Annotated in this window: 16 protein-coding genes; 2 read left to right on the top strand and 14 right to left on the bottom strand. The window is 45.9% G+C overall.

Annotated elements, in window-relative coordinates:
* Positions 1-100 precede the first annotated feature (100 nt).
* From mazG to rlmD, 3 genes are all read right to left on the bottom strand, one after another.
* Positions 101-904 carry a nucleoside triphosphate pyrophosphohydrolase gene (mazG, locus tag ACQEXR_RS02090; RefSeq protein ID WP_331416174.1) on the bottom strand — a complete coding sequence of 268 codons (804 nt, stop codon included), beginning with the start codon at positions 902-904 and terminating at the stop codon, positions 101-103.
* A gap of 374 nt (positions 905-1,278) precedes the next feature.
* Positions 1,279-3,498, bottom strand: a complete 2,220-nt coding sequence (relA, locus tag ACQEXR_RS02085; RefSeq protein WP_331416173.1) for a GTP diphosphokinase — start codon at positions 3,496-3,498, stop codon at positions 1,279-1,281.
* A gap of 73 nt (positions 3,499-3,571) precedes the next feature.
* Positions 3,572-4,891, bottom strand: a complete 1,320-nt coding sequence (gene rlmD, locus ACQEXR_RS02080; protein WP_426950698.1) for a 23S rRNA (uracil(1939)-C(5))-methyltransferase RlmD — start codon at positions 4,889-4,891, stop codon at positions 3,572-3,574.
* Positions 4,892-5,110: 219 nt separating this feature from the next.
* Here rlmD and barA point away from each other — a divergent pair, with 219 nt between their 5' ends.
* Positions 5,111-7,897 carry a two-component sensor histidine kinase BarA gene (gene barA, locus ACQEXR_RS02075; protein ID WP_427019685.1) on the top strand — a complete coding sequence of 929 codons (2,787 nt, stop codon included), beginning with the start codon at positions 5,111-5,113 and terminating at the stop codon, positions 7,895-7,897.
* Here barA and acpS read toward each other — a convergent pair.
* The 11 genes from acpS to rpoE all read right to left on the bottom strand — a co-directional run bounded on the left by acpS (position 7,894) and on the right by rpoE (position 17,155).
* Positions 7,894-8,274: a holo-ACP synthase gene (gene acpS / locus ACQEXR_RS02070; protein WP_331416170.1), complete on the bottom strand. Its 381-nt coding sequence runs from the start codon at positions 8,272-8,274 to the stop codon at positions 7,894-7,896. The genes barA and acpS overlap by 4 nt on opposite strands.
* Positions 8,275-8,277: 3 nt before the next feature.
* Positions 8,278-9,009, bottom strand: a complete 732-nt coding sequence (gene pdxJ, locus ACQEXR_RS02065) for a pyridoxine 5'-phosphate synthase (RefSeq protein WP_331416169.1) — start codon at positions 9,007-9,009, stop codon at positions 8,278-8,280.
* 43 nt (positions 9,010-9,052) lie between these two features.
* On the bottom strand, positions 9,053-9,781 hold the full coding sequence (gene recO / locus ACQEXR_RS02060; RefSeq protein ID WP_138971845.1) for a DNA repair protein RecO: 729 nt from the start codon (positions 9,779-9,781) through the stop codon (positions 9,053-9,055).
* A gap of 91 nt (positions 9,782-9,872) precedes the next feature.
* On the bottom strand, positions 9,873-10,850 hold the full coding sequence (gene era, locus ACQEXR_RS02055) for a GTPase Era (protein WP_138971846.1): 978 nt from the start codon (positions 10,848-10,850) through the stop codon (positions 9,873-9,875).
* Positions 10,843-11,520: a ribonuclease III gene (rnc, locus tag ACQEXR_RS02050; RefSeq protein WP_138971847.1), complete on the bottom strand. Its 678-nt coding sequence runs from the start codon at positions 11,518-11,520 to the stop codon at positions 10,843-10,845. The genes era and rnc overlap by 8 nt, the downstream gene beginning before the upstream one ends.
* A 17-nt stretch (positions 11,521-11,537) precedes the next feature.
* A complete protein-coding gene (gene lepB, locus ACQEXR_RS02045) occupies positions 11,538-12,434 on the bottom strand; it encodes a signal peptidase I (protein WP_331416167.1) in 897 nt (298 codons plus the stop codon).
* Positions 12,435-12,610: 176 nt separating this feature from the next.
* The gene (gene lepA / locus ACQEXR_RS02040; protein WP_269376520.1) at positions 12,611-14,404 is read right to left on the bottom strand and encodes a translation elongation factor 4; all 1,794 of its coding nucleotides are present in this window, start codon (positions 14,402-14,404) and stop codon (positions 12,611-12,613) included.
* A 103-nt stretch (positions 14,405-14,507) separates the two neighbouring features.
* A complete protein-coding gene (locus ACQEXR_RS02035; protein WP_331416165.1) occupies positions 14,508-14,978 on the bottom strand; it encodes a SoxR reducing system RseC family protein in 471 nt (156 codons plus the stop codon).
* Positions 14,975-15,940 carry a sigma-E factor regulatory protein RseB gene (rseB, locus tag ACQEXR_RS02030; protein ID WP_138971851.1) on the bottom strand — a complete coding sequence of 322 codons (966 nt, stop codon included), beginning with the start codon at positions 15,938-15,940 and terminating at the stop codon, positions 14,975-14,977. Before rseB ends, ACQEXR_RS02035 begins: the two co-directional genes overlap by 4 nt.
* Positions 15,937-16,551, bottom strand: a complete 615-nt coding sequence (locus ACQEXR_RS02025) for an RseA family anti-sigma factor (RefSeq protein WP_426950694.1) — start codon at positions 16,549-16,551, stop codon at positions 15,937-15,939. The genes rseB and ACQEXR_RS02025 overlap by 4 nt, the downstream gene beginning before the upstream one ends.
* Positions 16,552-16,576: 25 nt before the next feature.
* Positions 16,577-17,155, bottom strand: coding sequence for an RNA polymerase sigma factor RpoE (gene rpoE / locus ACQEXR_RS02020; RefSeq protein ID WP_331416163.1), 579 nt, complete (start codon positions 17,153-17,155; stop codon positions 16,577-16,579).
* Between the two features lie 403 nt (positions 17,156-17,558).
* Here rpoE and nadB point away from each other — a divergent pair, with 403 nt between their 5' ends.
* Positions 17,559-19,172, top strand: a complete 1,614-nt coding sequence (nadB, locus tag ACQEXR_RS02015; RefSeq protein WP_331416162.1) for an L-aspartate oxidase — start codon at positions 17,559-17,561, stop codon at positions 19,170-19,172.

Below are 19,172 nucleotides of genomic sequence, written 5' to 3'. Positions count from 1 at the left end.
ACGGGATATAAATATACCAGAAGCCCTTTTCCGCTACAACGTGAAATCTATCACACTGCAATTTTTTATTTTTTGCTTCAAATCAAATTCGAGTGACGGTTTAATCAACACCGACCTCTTGCCTTTTCACTTCATCCCAGAAAGCATCCAACTGTTCTAAAGTAAAATCAGTCAGTTGCTTGCCTTGTTCTGCAACCAAACCTTCTACACCTTTAAAGCGACGCATAAACTTGAGGTTAGCTTTGCTCAAGGCCACTTCCGGATTGGCTCCTAAATGACGAGCTAAATTTACCGTCGCAAACAACAAGTCACCAAGCTCTAGCTCTATCTTTTCATCGCTAGGTGTCACCTGCAGTGCTTCGTCCATAACCTCTTCAATTTCTTCATGAACCTTGTCAACAACAGGCCCGATTGAATCCCAGTCAAAACCGAATTTCGCGCATTTCTTCTGTATTTTTGTAGCACGCGAAAGAGCCGGTAGAGAGACTGGTATTGAGTCTAGAATACTTTGCTCAGTTTTGCCTACTTGCGCTTTCTCTTTGGCTTTTTCAGCCTCCCAGTTGGCATTAATTTGCTCTTCATTCTCAAATTCGATATCCGAAAACACGTGTGGATGGCGACGTGTGAGCTTCTCATTGACCGTATCAACGACCTGCGAAAAGTCGAACAAGCCCTGCTCTTTAGCCAACTGGCTATAGAAAATAACCTGAAATAACAAGTCACCCAACTCTTCTTTGAGATTTGGCCAATCACGGTTTTGAATCGCATCAACCACTTCATATGTCTCTTCGATGGTGTGAGGGACTATGGTGTCGAAGCTCTGTTTCAGATCCCATGGACAACCCTTTTCAGGATCACGCAGCGTTGCCATGATCTGTTCTAACTGTTCAATTGGGTGACTCATCTTTAATCTCTTCCTTTAAACAAAAAGGCGAGTAGCCAAAACCACTCACCTTGATTATATGTTGATCAGTTCTCTAAATAAGTGCAGCTAACGATGTTAGGGAGCCAAATACGACAAACTATTTTTACTAAGTAGTTGGCTCTCCTAACAAGGCAGCAAACTTATGAGGCTCCTGAGCATAGCTCGTCTATGTGATGGAGCGAGTAAGTGCAGCTAACGATGTTAGGGAGCCAAATACGACAAACTATTTTTACTAAGTAGTTGGCTCTCCGAACAAGGCAGCAAACTTATGAGGCTCCTGAGCATAGCTCGTCTATGTGATGGAGCGAGTAAGTGCAGCTAACGCTGTTAGGGAGCCAAATACGACGTAAAAATTAGCCTAGGCGTTTTACCGACATCACATCTTTGATCTGTTCTACGCGCTTTGATACACGAGACAGTACTTCAACGTTCGTTACCTCTAGGTCAAAGTCCATAATCGACAACTGCTTGCGATAGTCGACACGACTCTTCATGCTGGTGACTTTGATTTTTTCGTTGGCAAACAAGGTGGTAATGTCTTTTAGCAAGCCACTCCGCTCCATTGCTTCTACGCGCACCGTCAAAATGTATGAACCAACAAAGCCACTGCCCCACACCGTATCGATGATACGTTCTGCGGCGTGATGTCTTAGCTCTTCTAGCTGCTCACAGTCAGCTCGGTGAACAGAAATACCTCGACCTTGAGTAATGTAACCTGCGATTTCATCCCCAGGGATTGGCTGACAGCAACGCGCGAGATGAGTCATCAGGTTATCAACCCCTTCAACGACAACGGCATCTTTCTTTGGTCGGCTCTGAGCCGGAGCTCGGCTTTCTGCTTCTTGCAGTTTTTCGAGGGCTTGCTTATCTTCCTCTTCTGCCGTCGGCTTATTCACCAAGGCGTTGATATGGTTAATGATTTGGTTTATTCGCAAATCACCACTACCGACACCAACATAGAGCTCATCTGCACTGTTGACGTTAAAACGCTTAATGGCATAGTGCTCTGCATTTTTTAGCGTCGCGCCGATTTTCGCCAGTTCCGTTTCGAGAATTTCACGTCCAGCTTCTAGGTTCTTCTCACGGCTCTGTTTGCGGAACCAAGCATTAATCTTAGCGCGAGCACGACCTGAAGTGACGAAGCCCATTGAAGGGTTTAGCCAGTCGCGTGATGGATTCGGCTCTTTGGATGTAATGATTTCGACCTGATCACCCATCGCCAGCTTGTGAGTGAACGGTACGATACGTCCCGCGACTTTCGCACCGATACAGCGATGTCCGACTTCTGAGTGAATATGGTAAGCGAAGTCCAAAGGCGTCGCGCCCATAGGTAAGTCGACGACATCACCACGTGGTGTAAAGGCATAAACGCGATCATCAAACACCTGGCTGCGCAGTTCATCAAGCATCTCGCCTGAATCTGACATTTCTTCTTGCCAATCCAGCAGCTTACGAAGCCAAGTAATCTTCTCGTCGTAACCGCTACGACCACCGCCACCTTCTTTGTATTTCCAGTGCGCGGCCACGCCTAACTCAGAATCTTCGTGCATATCTTTAGTACGAATCTGAATTTCTATCGTCTTACCTTCAGGGCCAAGTATCACGGTATGGATCGATTGGTATCCATTCGGTTTCGGGTTCGCGACGTAGTCATCAAACTCGCTAGGGAGATGCTTGTATTTGGTATGGACAGCACCTAACGCGGCATAACAATCTTGAAGCTTATCAGCAATGATACGTACCGCTCGCACGTCAAATAGCTCATCAAATGCGAGACCTTTTTTCTGCATTTTTCGCCAAATACTGTAGATATGCTTAGGACGACCACTGACCTCTGCATTGATCGACGAGGCCTTCATCTCTGCCATCAGGTCATCGACAAAGTCTTGGATATATTTTTCACGCACGATACGGCGTTCAGAAAGTTGCTTAGCTATCTGTTTGTAGGTTTCTGGTTGCTGATAACGGAACGCGTAGTCTTCCATTTCCCATTTCAACTGACCAATGCCAAGTCGGTTAGCCAAAGGCGCATAGATATTGGCACACTCTTTTGCTGCCGCTTGACGAACTTCTTCTGGCGCCTTTTTAACTTCGACTAGGTTAGCAATTCGTTCTGCAAGCTTGATAACCACACAACGGAAATCATCGACCATCGCGAGTAACATGCGACGAACATTGTCCACTTGCGTTGAGGCAGCACCGCCTTCCATTGTGACGTTCAATTGACCAAGCGCGGCCATCTCTTCAACGCCATCAATCAGCTTGATGGTCTCTTTACCAAAATCTTCTTCAAATTGCTGTCTATCGTAAGCCCCACTGGTCACCAGCGGAAATAGCAATGCAGCGACTAACGTCGCTTTGTCCATCGACAAAGTAATCAAGATCTCGATCATTTCCCGACCACGCCACAAAAGCAGTGGGCCTTGATCGTTCCCCTCTAAGATTTCTTCGCCACGACGGTAAACTTCTTTTAAGCGCTTAGCAATTTTAGGGTCTTGCCCTAAGCTAGCAATCCACTTATCTAGCTCAAACTGTTCGTCTTGATTTAAATGTGCGCTTCTTACCGCAACCATTATCTTCGTCCTGTTATATTTTTTATCTTCGATATCCTCAGCATTGAGACTACCAGCCGCTGAGGAAGTTCGTTTAATCCTTTACAAAGAGTGCCATCGACTCTAAATGGCTGGTATGCGGAAACATGTCAAGCATACCCAATTTTTGTAATCTGTAGCCCTGACTTAGCAAGCTTTGCGAATCTCTGGCTAGGGTAGCAGGATTGCAAGAAACATAAACTACTCGACTTGCACCCAACGCAGAGATTTGCTCAATAATACCACTAGCCCCCGCTCTGGCCGGGTCGAGCAGTATTTTATCAAATTTTTCAGCGGCCCAGAGCTGACCAGAAACGTCTTGTTCCAAATTCGCCTGATAAAATGACGCATTGTCTATTTGGTTAAACTGGGCATTGGATGCGGCTTTTTCAACCATAACGTCAACACCTTCAACCCCAACGACACTCATCACCTGCTTAGCGATAGGTAAACTGAAATTGCCCAGACCGCAGAACAGATCCAACACTCTATCTTGAGCCGTCAATTCTAGCCAAGTGATAGCTTGCTGCACCATAGCTTGGTTGACCTTCTGGTTTACCTGAATAAAGTTATTCGGCTCAAATGGAATCGTCACTCCCGCTTCTCGATAGTGTGCCGACTCACCAACAACTCGATTTAGCTGATCACTCTCTGGCATGAGGTAAAGCGCCGCTCCCTGCTGCTGTGCAAAATCTTCAAGTGCCTGCTGATCTTGTGCTTTTAGAGGCTTTAAGTGGCGCAACACAATCACGTTGGTGTTGTCGCCTTTTACCAATTCTAAATGACCGATGTTCTCTTGATTGGAGAAACCGCGTAGCAGTGAATACAGCGGGGCAAGCAAAGCATCCAGTTCTGTATCCAGCACAGGACAGTGGGTCACGTTGACAATATCCTGACTGTTCTTTTTTCTGAAACCAAATTCAAGCTGACGTGTTTTTTTGTTTAGCTTGATACTCACTCGGGCACGACGGCGATAACTCTGAGAGTCCCCTAAAATTGGCGCGTCCAATTCAATACTTTGCCCAGCAAACTTACTCATTAACTGACTCAACGTCTGTTGCTTATACTCTTGCTGCGCTGCACTCGATAGGTGCTGCATATTACAGCCCCCACACTCATGATAATGTGCACAGAAAGGTTCAATACGTTGCTGGCTGGGTTGCTGAATTTTGATGAGTTTGGCTCGTGCAAACTTACTCTTACTTTCTGTCAGCTGCGCCAACACTTGCTCACCGGGCAGAGCACCTTCAATAAAGATAGGTTTGTTATTTTGATAAGCCATGCCTGCGCCGTGATGATCGAGTTTTTCAATGGTTAGCGATTGATGCTTAGTATTGAGTTGAGTTTTCTTCTTCGGTTGGAAAAAACGCGCCATGCTGTGTGCCTATTTCTATGGTCTAACGACCTTGTGCTCGAATTGCTTAAAATACCCGTAAGACAAACCTCATCTAGAGGTTATTTAGGTATACGTCCCAAGCTTTTACGCCTGAATCATTGTCTGAGCCGACTGAGTTGATTATGCTTAAGGACTCGACGACTTCGATTAATTTTGGAAGTCATTTTCCCATATCCACACCACGATGTTTAGATAATAATGACAAGATATGGCTTGCGCGCCCGCGTTATTACACTCACGTTAGCACCTACGCTGATTATCGGCCTGCTTTTGAGCGCATTTTTCTCTTTCAATCGCTATCACGATCTTGAAAAGCAAGTGATCAATTCAGGTTTAAGTATTATCGAACCATTAGCGATCGCGAGTGAAGAGGGGTTAAAAAATAATAGCCGCGAGTCAGTCCGCCGAATCATTAGTTATGCACATCGAAAAAATTCTAAGTTTGTTCGAAGCATTGCAGTATTCGATTACAATCATGACCTCTTTGTTACCTCAAACTTTCACCCCAATTTCGAGCTGCTTACTTTTCCTCGCACGGAACCGATTCCACTATTAGTCAGTTCTGATTTAACCGACAACACCTTGGTACTTAGAGCGCCTGTGATCGCTGAATCAGGCCTCATGGCGACAATGAAAGATCAGGGAAATAACCCCGCTCTGGGTTATGTCGCGATTGAACTCGATTTATCCTCACTTCGTTTGCAGCAGTATCAGGAAATATTTTCGGCTTGCTTAGTACTCTTGATCGGGTTAGGTCTATCCGCCGTCTTCGCTTACCGATTGATGTATGACGTGACACGCCCTATCTCCCATATGAAAAACATGGTCGACCGAATTCGTCGCGGTCATCTTGATGTCCGTATCGAAGGTAAGATGCATGGCGAGTTAGACTCCCTGAAAAACGGTATCAACTCGATGGCGGTGTCACTGTCGGAATATCACGTAGAAATGCAACACAGCATTGACCAAGCAACCTCCGATTTACGAGAAACGCTTGAACAGCTAGAAATTCAAAACGTCGAGCTCGACATCGCCAAAAAACGCGCTCAAGAAGCCGCTCGAGTCAAATCCGAGTTTTTGGCCAACATGTCCCACGAACTGCGTACCCCTCTTAATGGTGTCATCGGCTTTACTCGACAAATGCTCAAGACAACTCTAACCAATAGCCAAGCCGACTACTTACAAACGATAGAAAAGTCGGCAAACAACTTACTCAATATCATCAATGACATTTTAGATTTTTCTAAATTGGAAGCGGGTAAACTGGCACTGGAGAACATCCCGTTTGATTTCCAAGGCTCGCTGGAAGAAGTGGTCAATCTTCAGGCCACCAGCGCCCATGAGAAAGGGCTCGAATTAACATTAAAAATCGATCCTAAAATTCCAGCTGGGTTGGTGGGGGATCCTCTGCGTATTCAACAGGTTCTGACTAACTTAGTCGGTAACTCGATCAAGTTTACAGAACGTGGCAACATCGATATCAGTGTTGAGATGCGCTCTCAGAAAGATGACTTTGTCGAATTGCAATTTATGGTGCGAGATACTGGTATCGGTATTTCAGAGCGTCAGCAATCGCAACTATTCCAAGCGTTCAGCCAAGCTGATGCCAGTATCTCCAGACGTTATGGCGGTACAGGTCTAGGCTTGGTTATTACGCAAAAACTGGTTAGCCAGATGGGCGGTGAAATCAGTCTTACCAGTCGCCTCCACCAAGGATCTACCTTCTGGTTTACTTTACGTCTATCGTCAACCGATATGCCAGTCAGTGAGTTGCTAGAAACTCAAGTACTACGTCAACGCTCATTGCTACTGGTTGAGCCAAACATGCAAGCAGCATCTGTCATTCAGCAGACACTGGTTCAAGAAGGCTTAGTCGTGACTTATCGCTCCTCATTACCAGAGGAAGTGGAGAAATATGACTACGTTCTACTCAACCTATCGCCGAGCGGCGATAACGAAGTGGCGACAGTACAGAGCTGGGTGGAACAAGCGATGCGCTGTGCTCCACACGTCGTCGTTGGTACACCTAGTACCAGCCTCGCGCTATCAGATCACCTGATCCAGAAGTATCATATTCACTGTATCACCAAGCCACTCTCTAGACGCAAATTGCTTCAGACTCTGGCGGCGAATCAAGAAAGCGAGCCGTTGCTGGAAAGTGTTACAGAGAATAGAAAAACGCTGCCACTGACCGTCATGGCTGTCGACGACAACCCTGCCAACTTGAAGCTCATCAGTGCCCTTCTGCAAGAGCGTGTTGACCAAGTCATTACCTGTACCAATGGTATCGATGCCGTCAAACAAGCAGAAGCTCAGCATTTCGATATTATCCTGATGGACATTCAAATGCCGCATATGGATGGGGTGACCGCGTGTAAGAAGATTAAACAAACAGAGTTGAATGCCAACACGCCAGTGATCGCAGTTACTGCTCACGCTATGAGTGGCGAACGTGATCGACTATTGAAAGCAGGCATGGACGACTACCTAACCAAACCGATCGAAGAACATGTGCTTCAACAGGTTCTAATGCACTGGAATCCGCATACCAACCAAGAAGAACTCGAAAAACTCGATATCAGCACTTCAGCCGTGATTGAGGAAGCGGTTGAACAAGCTGCTCATTCAGAGCACAGCAATATGATCATCGATTGGCAAGCGGCACTTAAACAGTCTGCGAATAAAGAAGATCTCGCACGCGACATGCTACAGATGCTTGTCGACTATGTGCCTGAAGTGAGTGCGATTGTTGAAGGCGCCCTTGAAGATGATCACTTTGACACTAAACAGTTGATTCATCATGTGCACAAACTGCATGGCAGTAGCTCTTATTGTGGCGTACCACGACTCAAGAATATCTGTGCAACGATTGAGAAGGAGCTTCGTTCAGGCTCAAGTATCGAGGACATTGAGCCTGAGTTATTTGAATTGCAGGATGAAATGGAAAAAGTAGTGGCGAGTGCTCAGCCCTACTTAGGCAGCTAGCTTTCTAATATCACTGTCGCCACGGCATAGTGGCGCTCATCGGAGATGGACAGGTGGATATGCTCCACCTGTTTTTTTTGTGCCATTTCTAAAGCTTTGCCACTTAATGTCAGCACTGGTTTACCTAACGCATCGTTGGTAATTTCAAAGTCTTGAAAGCTAACCCCCAACGCGATGCCGGTTCCTAGCGCCTTTGAAGCTGCTTCTTTAGCCGCAAAACGCTTAGCTAAAAAACGTCCTTGCTGCTTCAGTCCTGTAAACTTTGCGAGTTCATTGGCGGTGAGAATGCGTTTAGCAAAGGGCTCACCGCTACGGGTGAGCGCATTCTCTACTCGTTCAATTTCAGCAATATCCGTCCCCAAGCCAACAATTGCCATAACTTAACGACGCGCTGCAACCATTAGCGCTTTCATATCAGCAACGGCTTTATGAAGACCATCAAACACCGCACGACCAATAATTGAATGGCCAATGTTCAGCTCATAAATTTCAGGGATAGCAGCAATCGGTGCGACGTTGTGGTAAGTCAGGCCATGTCCAGCATTCACTGTAATACCAAGATCGTTCGCGTAGCTTGCGCCAGCAGCGATTTTTTTCAGCTCATCTTGCTGATCTTCTTCACTCTCTGCATCAGCGTAGTGACCAGTATGAAGCTCAATGAATGGCGCTCCACATGCTTTTGCTGCATCGATCTGTTCACGGTCTGCATCGATAAATAGCGATACCTTAATACCCGCTTCAGTCAGTTTTTGTGTCGCGTTTTTAACTTTCTCTAGCTGACCAACAACATCTAGACCGCCTTCAGTGGTCAATTCTTCACGTTTTTCAGGTACCAGACACACGTATTCAGGCTTAGTTTTTAGCGCGATCTCTACCATTTCGTCAGTCACAGCCATCTCTAGGTTCATACGCGTTTGAAGCGTTTCACGTAGGATACGTACATCACGATCATTGATATGACGACGGTCTTCACGTAGGTGGATGGTAATACCATCAGCGCCAGCTCGCTCCGCGACTTCCGCAGCATGTACAGGATCTGGATACTTTGTACCTCGCGCGTTACGCAAAGTCGCAATATGATCGATATTAACACCTAGATAGATTGAGCTCATTTTCCAATACTCCGTGCTTAATACCCAGCCCATCAATCGTCTATCAATTAATGTTCTTGGTATAGGGAACCTTTGCTCTGGATAAAAACAGTTCCCGGCTTTTTAATGGTTTGCCGCCAAGATACGGCTTTAAGGCTATGCGTGTAAAGCGTTTTGCCGCTTTAAGTTGTTCTTTTGTGGTGAATCTACGCTCACTAATCGCGATAAGCTCACTGCCGTAAAACGTTAGGTTATCTTTGCGTACCGAAGCGATGAAGCCTTTCTGCTCTCGGTAACGGTAAGTCATTGCCGGTTCAACGGGTTCACCCGTACCCGCGCAGTGCATAAAATCGACGCCATAGCCCATTGCTGACAACATAGCGAGTTCAAATCGTCTCAGGGCGGGCTCTGGATTTTCACACTGCGCCAATTCCGTCAGGGCATGTAAATAATCGTGAAACAGCGCAGGCATTGGAACTTCCGCCATCAAAATTCGACCGACAAGCTCATTAACATACATAGCCGAATAAAGGGAGATCCCCGACAGTGGTAACCCGAGACTAATTGGCTCAGCCTGACGTAACGTTTTCATCGAACCATTGCCTGACCACTTGAGCAATAAAGGCGTAAATGGCTGCAAAGCCCCTTTCAGGTTAGAACGTTTACTACGTGCACCTTTAGACATCAAGGTAATACGGCCATATTCCTCACTAAAGACATCAAGGATTAAACTTGATTCGCTGTAAGGGCGACGGTGTAAAACAAAGCAACGCTGTAAGCCATCAGAAGACATAGAATCTGCCAGATTAGTGTTACATAAAAAAGAAGGAGCCAGTGGCTCCTTATTTCGTATTCTACGGAGCGAAGCTCAAGCCTCGCACTCGTTAAAGGTCATCGATGTAGCCGAGTGAACGAAGAGCGCGCTCATCATCCGCCCAGCCAGATTTCACCTTAACCCAAGTTTCAAGGTAAACCTTGCGACCAAATAACTCTTCCATATCCAGACGCGCTTCACGGCCGATCGTTTTGATCTTTTCGCCGCCTTTACCAATTACCATTTTCTTCTGGCCGCTGCGTTCAACCAAAATCAAAGCGTTAATGTGGAATCCGTCTGTTTCTGGGTTGTAGTCAAAGCGTTCAATTTCAACGGTAACAGAGTAAGGAAGCTCTTCACCCGTAAAACGCATCAACTTTTCGCGAACAATCTCTGACGCCATAAAGCGTTGAGAACGGTCAGTGACATACTCTTCAGGAAAGTGGTGTGTCGCCTTCGGCAAGTGCTCACGAACATGTTTACGCAACACATCAATGTTTTTGCCATGCTTCGCCGAGATAGGCACCACATCAACAAAGTCCATGCGCTTAGACATTTCCATCATATGCAGCATTACGTCATTGCGGTCTTGTACATTGTCAACTTTGTTGACACACAGTACCACTGGGAAGTTAGACTTTTGCAGTTTGGTCAACACCATTTCATCGTCACTGGTCCAGTGCGTGCCATCAACCAAGAAAAAGACTAGGTTAACATCACTGAGTGAAGAGTTAGCTGCACGGTTCATCAAACGGTTAATCGCACGCTTCTCTTCAATATGCAGACCCGGAGTATCGACATAAATAGCTTGGTAGTCGCCTTCGGTATCAACGCCCATAATACGGTGACGAGTCGTCTGAGGTTTACGTGAAGTAATCGAAATCTTCTGACCTAGGATACGGTTAAGAAGTGTTGATTTACCCACGTTTGGACGACCTACAATCGCCACAAAGCCACAGTGTTGATTGTCTGGCGAACTTGTCTGTTCATTGCTCGATGAGAAAAACGCATCGATATCAAATTCGTTGTTGTCTGTTGAATCAGTCATTGGTCAGTTGCTCTAGTGCTAATTCAGCAGCCGCTTGTTCTGCCTTGCGGCGGCTGGTGCCTTTACCAATAACAGGTTGTCCAATACCTGCTACATCACACGAAACCGTAAACTCTTGGTTATGTGCTTCACCTTTAATATTAGTCACTGTGTAAGCAGGTAGAGGTTTTCTTCGACCCTGAAGAAACTCTTGTAGACGAGTTTTAGGATCTTTTTGTGAAACCCCTGGCTTAATCGCATCAAGGCGAGTTTTGTACCAACTCAATATGATGCCACGCACGACTTCGATATCACTATCTAAGTAGATACCACCAATGATCGCTTCTACAGCGTCAGCAAGGATTGAATCACGACGAAAGCCGCCGCTCTTTAATTCACCTGGACCTAATTTTAAGTGATCTCCTAGTTCGAATTCACGACCTAGCTCCGCGAGTGTATTGCCACGCACTAAGGTGGCACGCATGCGGCTCATGTCCCCTTCATTCACTTTTGGGAAACGATGGTAAAGATCATCAGCAATGACAAAACTTAAAATTGAATCGCCCAGAAACTCAAGACGCTCATTGTGTTTTCCATTAGCACTGCGATGTGTCAGTGCTAAGCTGATTAGCTCGGCATCATTAAATTGATAGCCGAGCTTTTTCTCTAGTTTTGCAATAGGAGAATTCATGCTCTCTCATTCATAATTTAGTTAATACCACCGATGCGGTTAAACCTAACACCAGTTGGAATCCAAGAAGGTAAGACACTATCTGCATCGCGTTCGAATTCGAAGCTAATCCAAATAGCAACAGCTTTACCCACTAGGTTGGCTTCTGGGACAAAGCCCCAGTAGCGGCTATCAGCACTGTTGTCACGGTTATCCCCCATCACAAAGTACTGACCTTCTGGAACCACCCACTCATTCACACCGTTGCGAGGTTGATACAATTCAACTCGGTCACGACGCAGTGGGTTAACCAAAATCTGATGACCCACTTCACCCAACTTTTCATCCAATTGAATCAATGGGATGCCATTTTGAATGAACTGGCTCTCTTCTACATTAGACAGTTTGACTGGCTGACAACTGGTCTCACCTGAAGACTGAATGCAGATTTCTTTCTTGCTGTTGTAGCGAACCGTATCTCCCGGAAGGCCTACAACACGCTTGATGTAATCGATATTTGGCTGAGGTGGGTACTTAAATACTACAATGTCACCACGCTCAGGCTTGCCTGTTTCGACTAACTGAGTGCGCCATACTGGATCTTTCAGGCCATAGGCGTATTTTTCAACCAGGATAAAATCGCCCACCAGCAGGGTTGGCATCATCGAGCCTGATGGAATTTGAAAAGGTTCATAGATAAATGAGCGCAATACAAGGACAGCAGCAATAACTGGGAAAATAGAGACGCTATTCTCTACCCACCAAGGCTGAGTCTGCACTTTTGCTAGAACGGCTGCATCCAAACCATTGGTTTGAGCTTCAACTTCAGCCAGTTTTTCTTGACGCTTTTTAGCAAAAACGAGCTTTTCCAGAACCCAGACAACGCCCGTTACTAAAGTAACGATCACTAGGATGAGTGAAAATGTATTCGCCATTGACTTCCCTTCTCTCAAAAATACGAAAGTGAAAGAGCATAACTCTTCCACTCAATTGAATGCTTTAGTCGGTATCTATGACACTGGACAAATCACTGAGTTCTCTACACATTACGCGATAAGGAAATCAGTGATTATCCGATGACATGCAGTGGGTCAGAAAGTATCAAGGATACTTAGTCTTTACCTACGTGTAAGATCGCTAGGAAAGCTTCTTGAGGCAACTCTACGTTACCAATCTGCTTCATACGCTTCTTACCTTCTTTCTGCTTCTTCAGTAGCTTCTTCTTACGGCTCACGTCACCACCGTAACATTTTGCGATAACGTTCTTACGTAGCTGTTTCACTGTTGAACGGGCGATGATGTGGTTGCCGATCGCTGCTTGAATCGCAATATCGAACATCTGACGAGGGATAAACTCTTTCATCTTTTCAACAAGCTGACGACCGCGAGTTTGCGCCTGCTCTTTATGTGTGATCAATGCTAAAGCATCCACCTTATCACCGTTAAGAAGTACGTCTACACGAACCATGTTAGACAATTCAAAACGCTGGAAGTTGTAATCAAGTGACGCATAGCCACGTGATGTAGACTTCAGACGGTCAAAGAAATCAAGAACAACTTCCGCCATCGGGATATCGTAAGTCACAGCAACTTGGTTACCGTGGTAAACCATATCAACCTGAATACCACGTTTCTCAACACATAGTGTGATCACGTTACCTAGGTAGTCTGCTGGAACAAGAATATTACAACGTGCGATTGGCTCACGAATTTCCTCGATATCATTTACCGCAGGCAATTTTGCAGGGCTATCTACGTATATAATCGTCCCATCCGTCTGTTCTACTTCATAAACTACGGTTGGTGCTGTAGTAATAAGGTCTAGATCGTATTCACGCTCTAGACGCTCTTGAATGATCTCCATGTGTAGCATGCCTAGGAAGCCACAACGGAAACCAAAGCCAAGAGCTGCAGAGTTCTCTGGCTCATAGAACAGAGAGGCGTCATTTAGACTTAACTTGCCTAGTGCATCACGGAAGTTTTCATAATCATCAGATGATACAGGGAATAGACCGGCATAAACCTGAGGTTTTACTTTCTTAAAGCCCGGTAGCGGTGCATCACAACCATGTTTAGCCAGTGTGAGCGTATCACCTACAGGAGCACCTAGAATATCTTTGATACCACAAACCACCCAGCCCACTTCACCCGTACTTAGTGAATTTGTATCAACCTGTTTCGGTGTGAAGATGCCTAGACGATCAACCCCCCACACTTGTCCTGTACTCATTACCTTAATTTTTTCGTTTTTCTTCAACTGGCCATTCTTAATACGAACCAAAGAAACAACACCAAGGTAGTTGTCAAACCAAGAGTCAATGATTAGAGCTTGAAGTGGCCCATCTGGGTCACCTTCTGGTGCAGGAATCGCAGAGACAATGTTTTCAAGCACATCATCCACACCAAGGCCTGTTTTTGCACTACAACGCGTCGCTTCCATCGCATCAATGCCTACGATTTCTTCGATCTCTTCAGCAACACGCTCAGGATCGGCAGCAGGAAGGTCGATCTTGTTTAAGATTGGCACAACCTCAAGATCCATCTCGATCGCCGTATAACAGTTAGCAAGAGTTTGAGCTTCTACACCCTGACCCGCATCAACAACCAGTAGCGCACCTTCACAAGCGGCTAAAGAACGGGATACTTCGTAGGCGAAGTCAACGTGTCCCGGAGTATCGATGAAGTTCAACTGATACGTTTCACCATCTTTAGCGGTGTAGTTTAGCGTCACACTCTGTGATTTGATGGTGATACCACGCTCACGCTCTAGATCCATGGAGTCCAGAACCTGTGCGGCCATTTCACGGTCGCTTAAACCACCACATACTTGGATTAAACGGTCTGATAGGGTCGACTTACCATGGTCGATGTGGGCGATAATCGAAAAGTTACGAATGTGCTTCATGATTTGGGGTGACTAAACTCTTATAAATGGGGACAAGAAAGCCGTCTTGTGACGGCATTTCAATCAAGTTGGCAGATTCTACCCAATTTCTAGCCGCTTCGCACTAGCTAATTGGCTCACCTAATACCCTTAATAATATGACTTGCTGCGAAGATTGCTGCTCTAATCTGAAAGATAATCTTTTTGCTAGATAAATCCCTCCAACCGTTGCAAGAGCCGAAGTGAGGATGACTACCCCCTCTCCGAGAGAAAACGCAGGGACAATCCACCATTGAGCGACCAACGCGCCAATGATCATCGCAAACAGTGGCAAGAGATAAACCAGCGCTGCGGACTGCAATACGCTTTTTTCAGGCAAACCGATTTCCACCACTTGCCCTTTCTCAACTCGCTTATCTGTCACTAGATGCCAGTGGAGCGATTTTTTCCCCACGGCTTTAGATACAATGCCCGTCCCACAGCTCTTCTGAGATGAACAGCTACTGCAGCTCGTCTGCTGTTCGCAACTTAGCTCGACATCAAATCCCGATGCCAGCTCTGTCACCTCAGAAACTGTTGCCAATGCGGTCATCATTGGGTGGTACTCTCACTCTTTACAAACGTCACTGACAGAGCAATACGTTTGGCAGTAGCAGGGGGGATATCACCGATAACAGAGATTTCGTACTCGCCGCGAACAAAGCTATGCAGCGTTCTGCGACCTTGTCTCACTAGCTGTCCTTTAAGCGACAAGTCATCACTATCCGAGATATAGATAGAAAAATTAAATAAGCCATCACTGTACATTTGGCTTTCGACCATGCGGTCGGTATTGTTCATTCGATAACGATTGAGCTCTTTCGGCTCGAAACCATTAGGGATCCAACCAACCGTCCAATATGAACTGCTCACCTGACCTTTAGGCAAAGAGAGAACTTCTGGCAATTTGACCTGATTCAGTCCACTCATCGCCTGTCCAATCTGATCGTTAACACTAAATGAGATGGTTCGGTACTGCTCTAACACTTCACCGTCTCGATCAACCAGATCAGCCCGTAAAGGTAATTTGCTTTTTTCATCTACCCACAGCACATACGAGTAACGCTGCCCATCTTTAGGCACAACACGTAACACCTGACATGCGGTACCCGCTTCGCGCGCGCGTCCGACAGGAATAAAGTCGTAAAACCCTTTCAACTTATCAACATTGGCATTGAGCATAGGGATGGTTGGTGCAACCAAGTTACCGGATTCAATCGTAAAAGGTTCGACGCCAGGTTCGATGTAACTCACTTCATCACCACGTCGAATAACCTCTCTTACTGGGCCACTCAAGTAAAGTAGATGAGCAAGTTGCTTACCCTCTGCGCGAGCGTGTCGGTACAGCAGTGGTTCAATGCTATTTTTCTTAATTAAAATATAAGACAGTTCGTAATTTAAATGCTGACTTGCCTCGTTCATTTGATGCAACAAAGCCTCTGCAGAATCATCATCTGCAAAGGCCAATGTTGTATTCAAACTGAGCAGTGTCAGCACACTGATCAGAATTTTTTTCATTCAACTACCGTTTCAGGATTATCACTGTGCTCAAGGCCGTTGTCACTATTCAAGCGTAGCTGTAATTCGTAGTCTTGTAGCATCGCATTAATGCGACGACGTTGTTCCTGAACATTTAATTCATTGGTATTCGATTGTTCAAGCGAAGAGCGGGTTAAGCTCACTGGTTCAGCACTTCCAGAGAAAGGAATGGTTTGCAGAACAGGTAAAGTTTCCGCTTCTGGAACGCTAGCATCCGAGCCGCCATATTGTTGCACGCCAAGAATAACAACCAACGAGACACAGGCAGCCATAGCGACCTGACCAAATTGGCTTAACCAAGCAGGCATTTGACGACGAGCTTGTGACGGCGTCGGTTGAGACTCAACACGACGGTGCTGCGCTAACTGAGTTACTGTTGAGTGCGCTGGTTCATTTTCAAGTGCTAGCGCTACGCTTTCAGCAATGTTCCACTCCGGTTTTTCCGGAGCCTCACCACGCATCACGTCACCAATTAAATGATAATTGTGCCATGATTGCAGGCTTTCTTGGTCTTGCTCTAGTTCACTTATCAGAGCTTTATCAACCAACTCTCCATCCATGAGTGCTGAAAGTTTCTCTTTGTCAGCCATTATTTTCACCATTAATGTTACTGGTCTAGCGTTGCAAAAGGGGTTGAATTTTCTTTTCAACCGCTTCACGAGCACGGAAGATACGCGAACGTACCGTTCCTACAGGGCAATCCATAACCGCTGCTATTTCTTCGTAGCTTAAGCCATCGAGCTCGCGCAACGTCATTGCGGTTTTTAAATCATCAGGCAGTGCATCAATCGCACTGAAAACAACACGTTTCAATTCATTGGACAACGTTAAGTTCTCAGGGTTCGAAATTTCTTTTAATGCATTACCCGTTTCGTAATATTCAGCATCTTCAGTATCCACATCTTGTGCAGGGGGTCTTCTGCCCTGTGCGACAAGGTGGTTCTTTGCAGTATTAACGGCAATCCGATATAACCAAGTATAGAAGGCACTTTCACCACGAAAGCTTGGTATCGCTCGGTACGCCTTAATAAATGCTTCTTGTGCTACATCGGGAACATCACCAGGATTATTCACATAGCGAGAAATAAGATTGCAAACTTTGTTCTGGTACTTAGTCACCAACAAGTTGAATGCTTGCTTATCCCCATTCTGAACTCGCTCAATTAATACTTGATCGGTCAGCTGCTCGTTCATTCGAGCGGGTACTCCTATTGTTATTCGCCCCTATCTTCTCTGACATGGACATTAATTATGCAAAATGTAGTCTTGACACCACTGCTTACTTGAGCACTATTGTGACCTAGCTAATAAAGATAAGTTCAAAAATTCTTCAAACTATTTTTACGCAATGATGCATCAAACTACCTATGTTCCAAATTGTGGGGATGTAGGTAAAGAAAAGCAATGCTATTTACGAACAATTGCATTTATGCAAAGCCATTCTTGGAGTGGTACTATAGCGGATTGACTCTTTTGTTTTGTGAGTCAAATATGCAATTCAATGACAGATTTAAGAGCGGGATCGCTCTGTTGTCTATGCGTTTTTTCGGGAAGGAAGGCGCACAGATACAACTTAACTCGGGAATGATAAAGTTTTATGAACGCAAACTGTGAACATCAGTGTGATGTGTTGGTGGTGGGTAGTGGCGCAGCAGGTCTATCGTTGGCGTTGCGTGTCGCTGAATACGGCAAAGTCATCGTGCTGAGTAAAGGAGCTCGTAGCGAAGGAGCGACCTATTACGCGCAAGGTGGTATCGCCGCAGTTTTCGATGAGTCAGACAGTATTGAATCGCACGTTCAAGACACCCTAATCGCAGGTGCAGGCATTTGCGAAAAAGAGACGGTTGAGTTTATTGCCCGAAACGCCAAAGAGTGTGTGCAATGGCTAATCGACGGTGGCGTTCCATTTGATCGTGAAGAAAACGATAGTGATGAGGCCCCTCGTTATCACTTAACCAGAGAGGGTGGTCACAGCCATCGTCGCATTTTACATGCCGCCGATGCTACAGGTATGGCAATGCAAACCTCTCTGCAAGACAATGTTCATAATCACCCAAACATTACGGTTTTAGAGCGTCATAACGCCCTAGACTTAATTACCGAAGACAAGGTCGGTGGAGACAGCAAAAAGGTTGTCGGTGCATACATCTGGAACCGTAATCAGGAGCACGTCGAAACCGTACGTTCAAAGTTCGTCGTTCTTGCGACAGGTGGAGCATCAAAAGTATACCAATACACATCTAACCCTGACGTTTCATCCGGTGATGGTATCGCGATGGCTTGGCGCGCTGGCTGTCGAGTGGCAAACCTAGAGTTCAATCAATTCCATCCAACCTGTTTATATCATCCAGAAGCTCGAAACTTCTTGCTCACAGAAGCTTTGCGCGGTGAAGGCGCCTATTTGCGTCGTCCTGACGGCTCTCGCTTTATGCCTGATTTCGATCCACGTGAAGAGCTTGCACCACGTGATGTGGTCGCTCGTGCTATCGACTTTGAAATGAAACGACTGGGTGCAGACTGTATGTACCTAGACATTAGTCATAAGCCAGCAGATTTTATTGAGAAGCACTTCCCAACCATCAATACGCGCCTGCTCGAGCTCGGCATAGATATGACCAAAGAACCAATCCCAGTGGTTCCTGCGGCACACTACACCTGTGGTGGCGTTATGGTTGAGCAGACAGGCCAAACGGATCTCTCTCAACTCTATGCAATCGGTGAAGTCAGCTATACCGGTCTACACGGTGCAAACCGCATGGCATCAAATTCTTTGCTTGAGTGTGTGGTCTACGCGTGGGCTGCTGCCAATGACATCATCACAAATCTCGATCAAGCAACGTTGCCACCAAGTCTTCCTGCTTGGGATGAAAGTCAGGTTAGCTGCTCAGATGAAGAGGTCGTCATTCAGCATAACTGGCATGAGTTACGTCTCTTTATGTGGGACTACATGGGGATCGTTAGAACCGATAAGCGTTTGGAGCGTGCATTGCGCCGAATCCAGCTACTTCAGCAGGAAACACACGAGTACTACAGTAACTTCAGAGTATCTAACAACTTACTTGAACTGCGTAATCTACTACAGGTTGCTGAGCTTATGGTACGTTGTGCAATGGAACGCAAAGAGAGCCGCGGCCTCCACTACACTCTAGACTACCCTGAACTTGCCGAAGACAGTGGCCCAACAATTTTAGTACCAGAGAAGCTAAAATAA

Origin of the sequence: Vibrio sp. TRT 2004 (assembly GCF_050113735.1) — a bacterium.
Taxonomy (GTDB): domain Bacteria; phylum Pseudomonadota; class Gammaproteobacteria; order Enterobacterales; family Vibrionaceae; genus Vibrio.
Note: the sequence above shows the minus strand (reverse complement) of the source record. Positions and strands in the feature narration are given on the sequence as shown.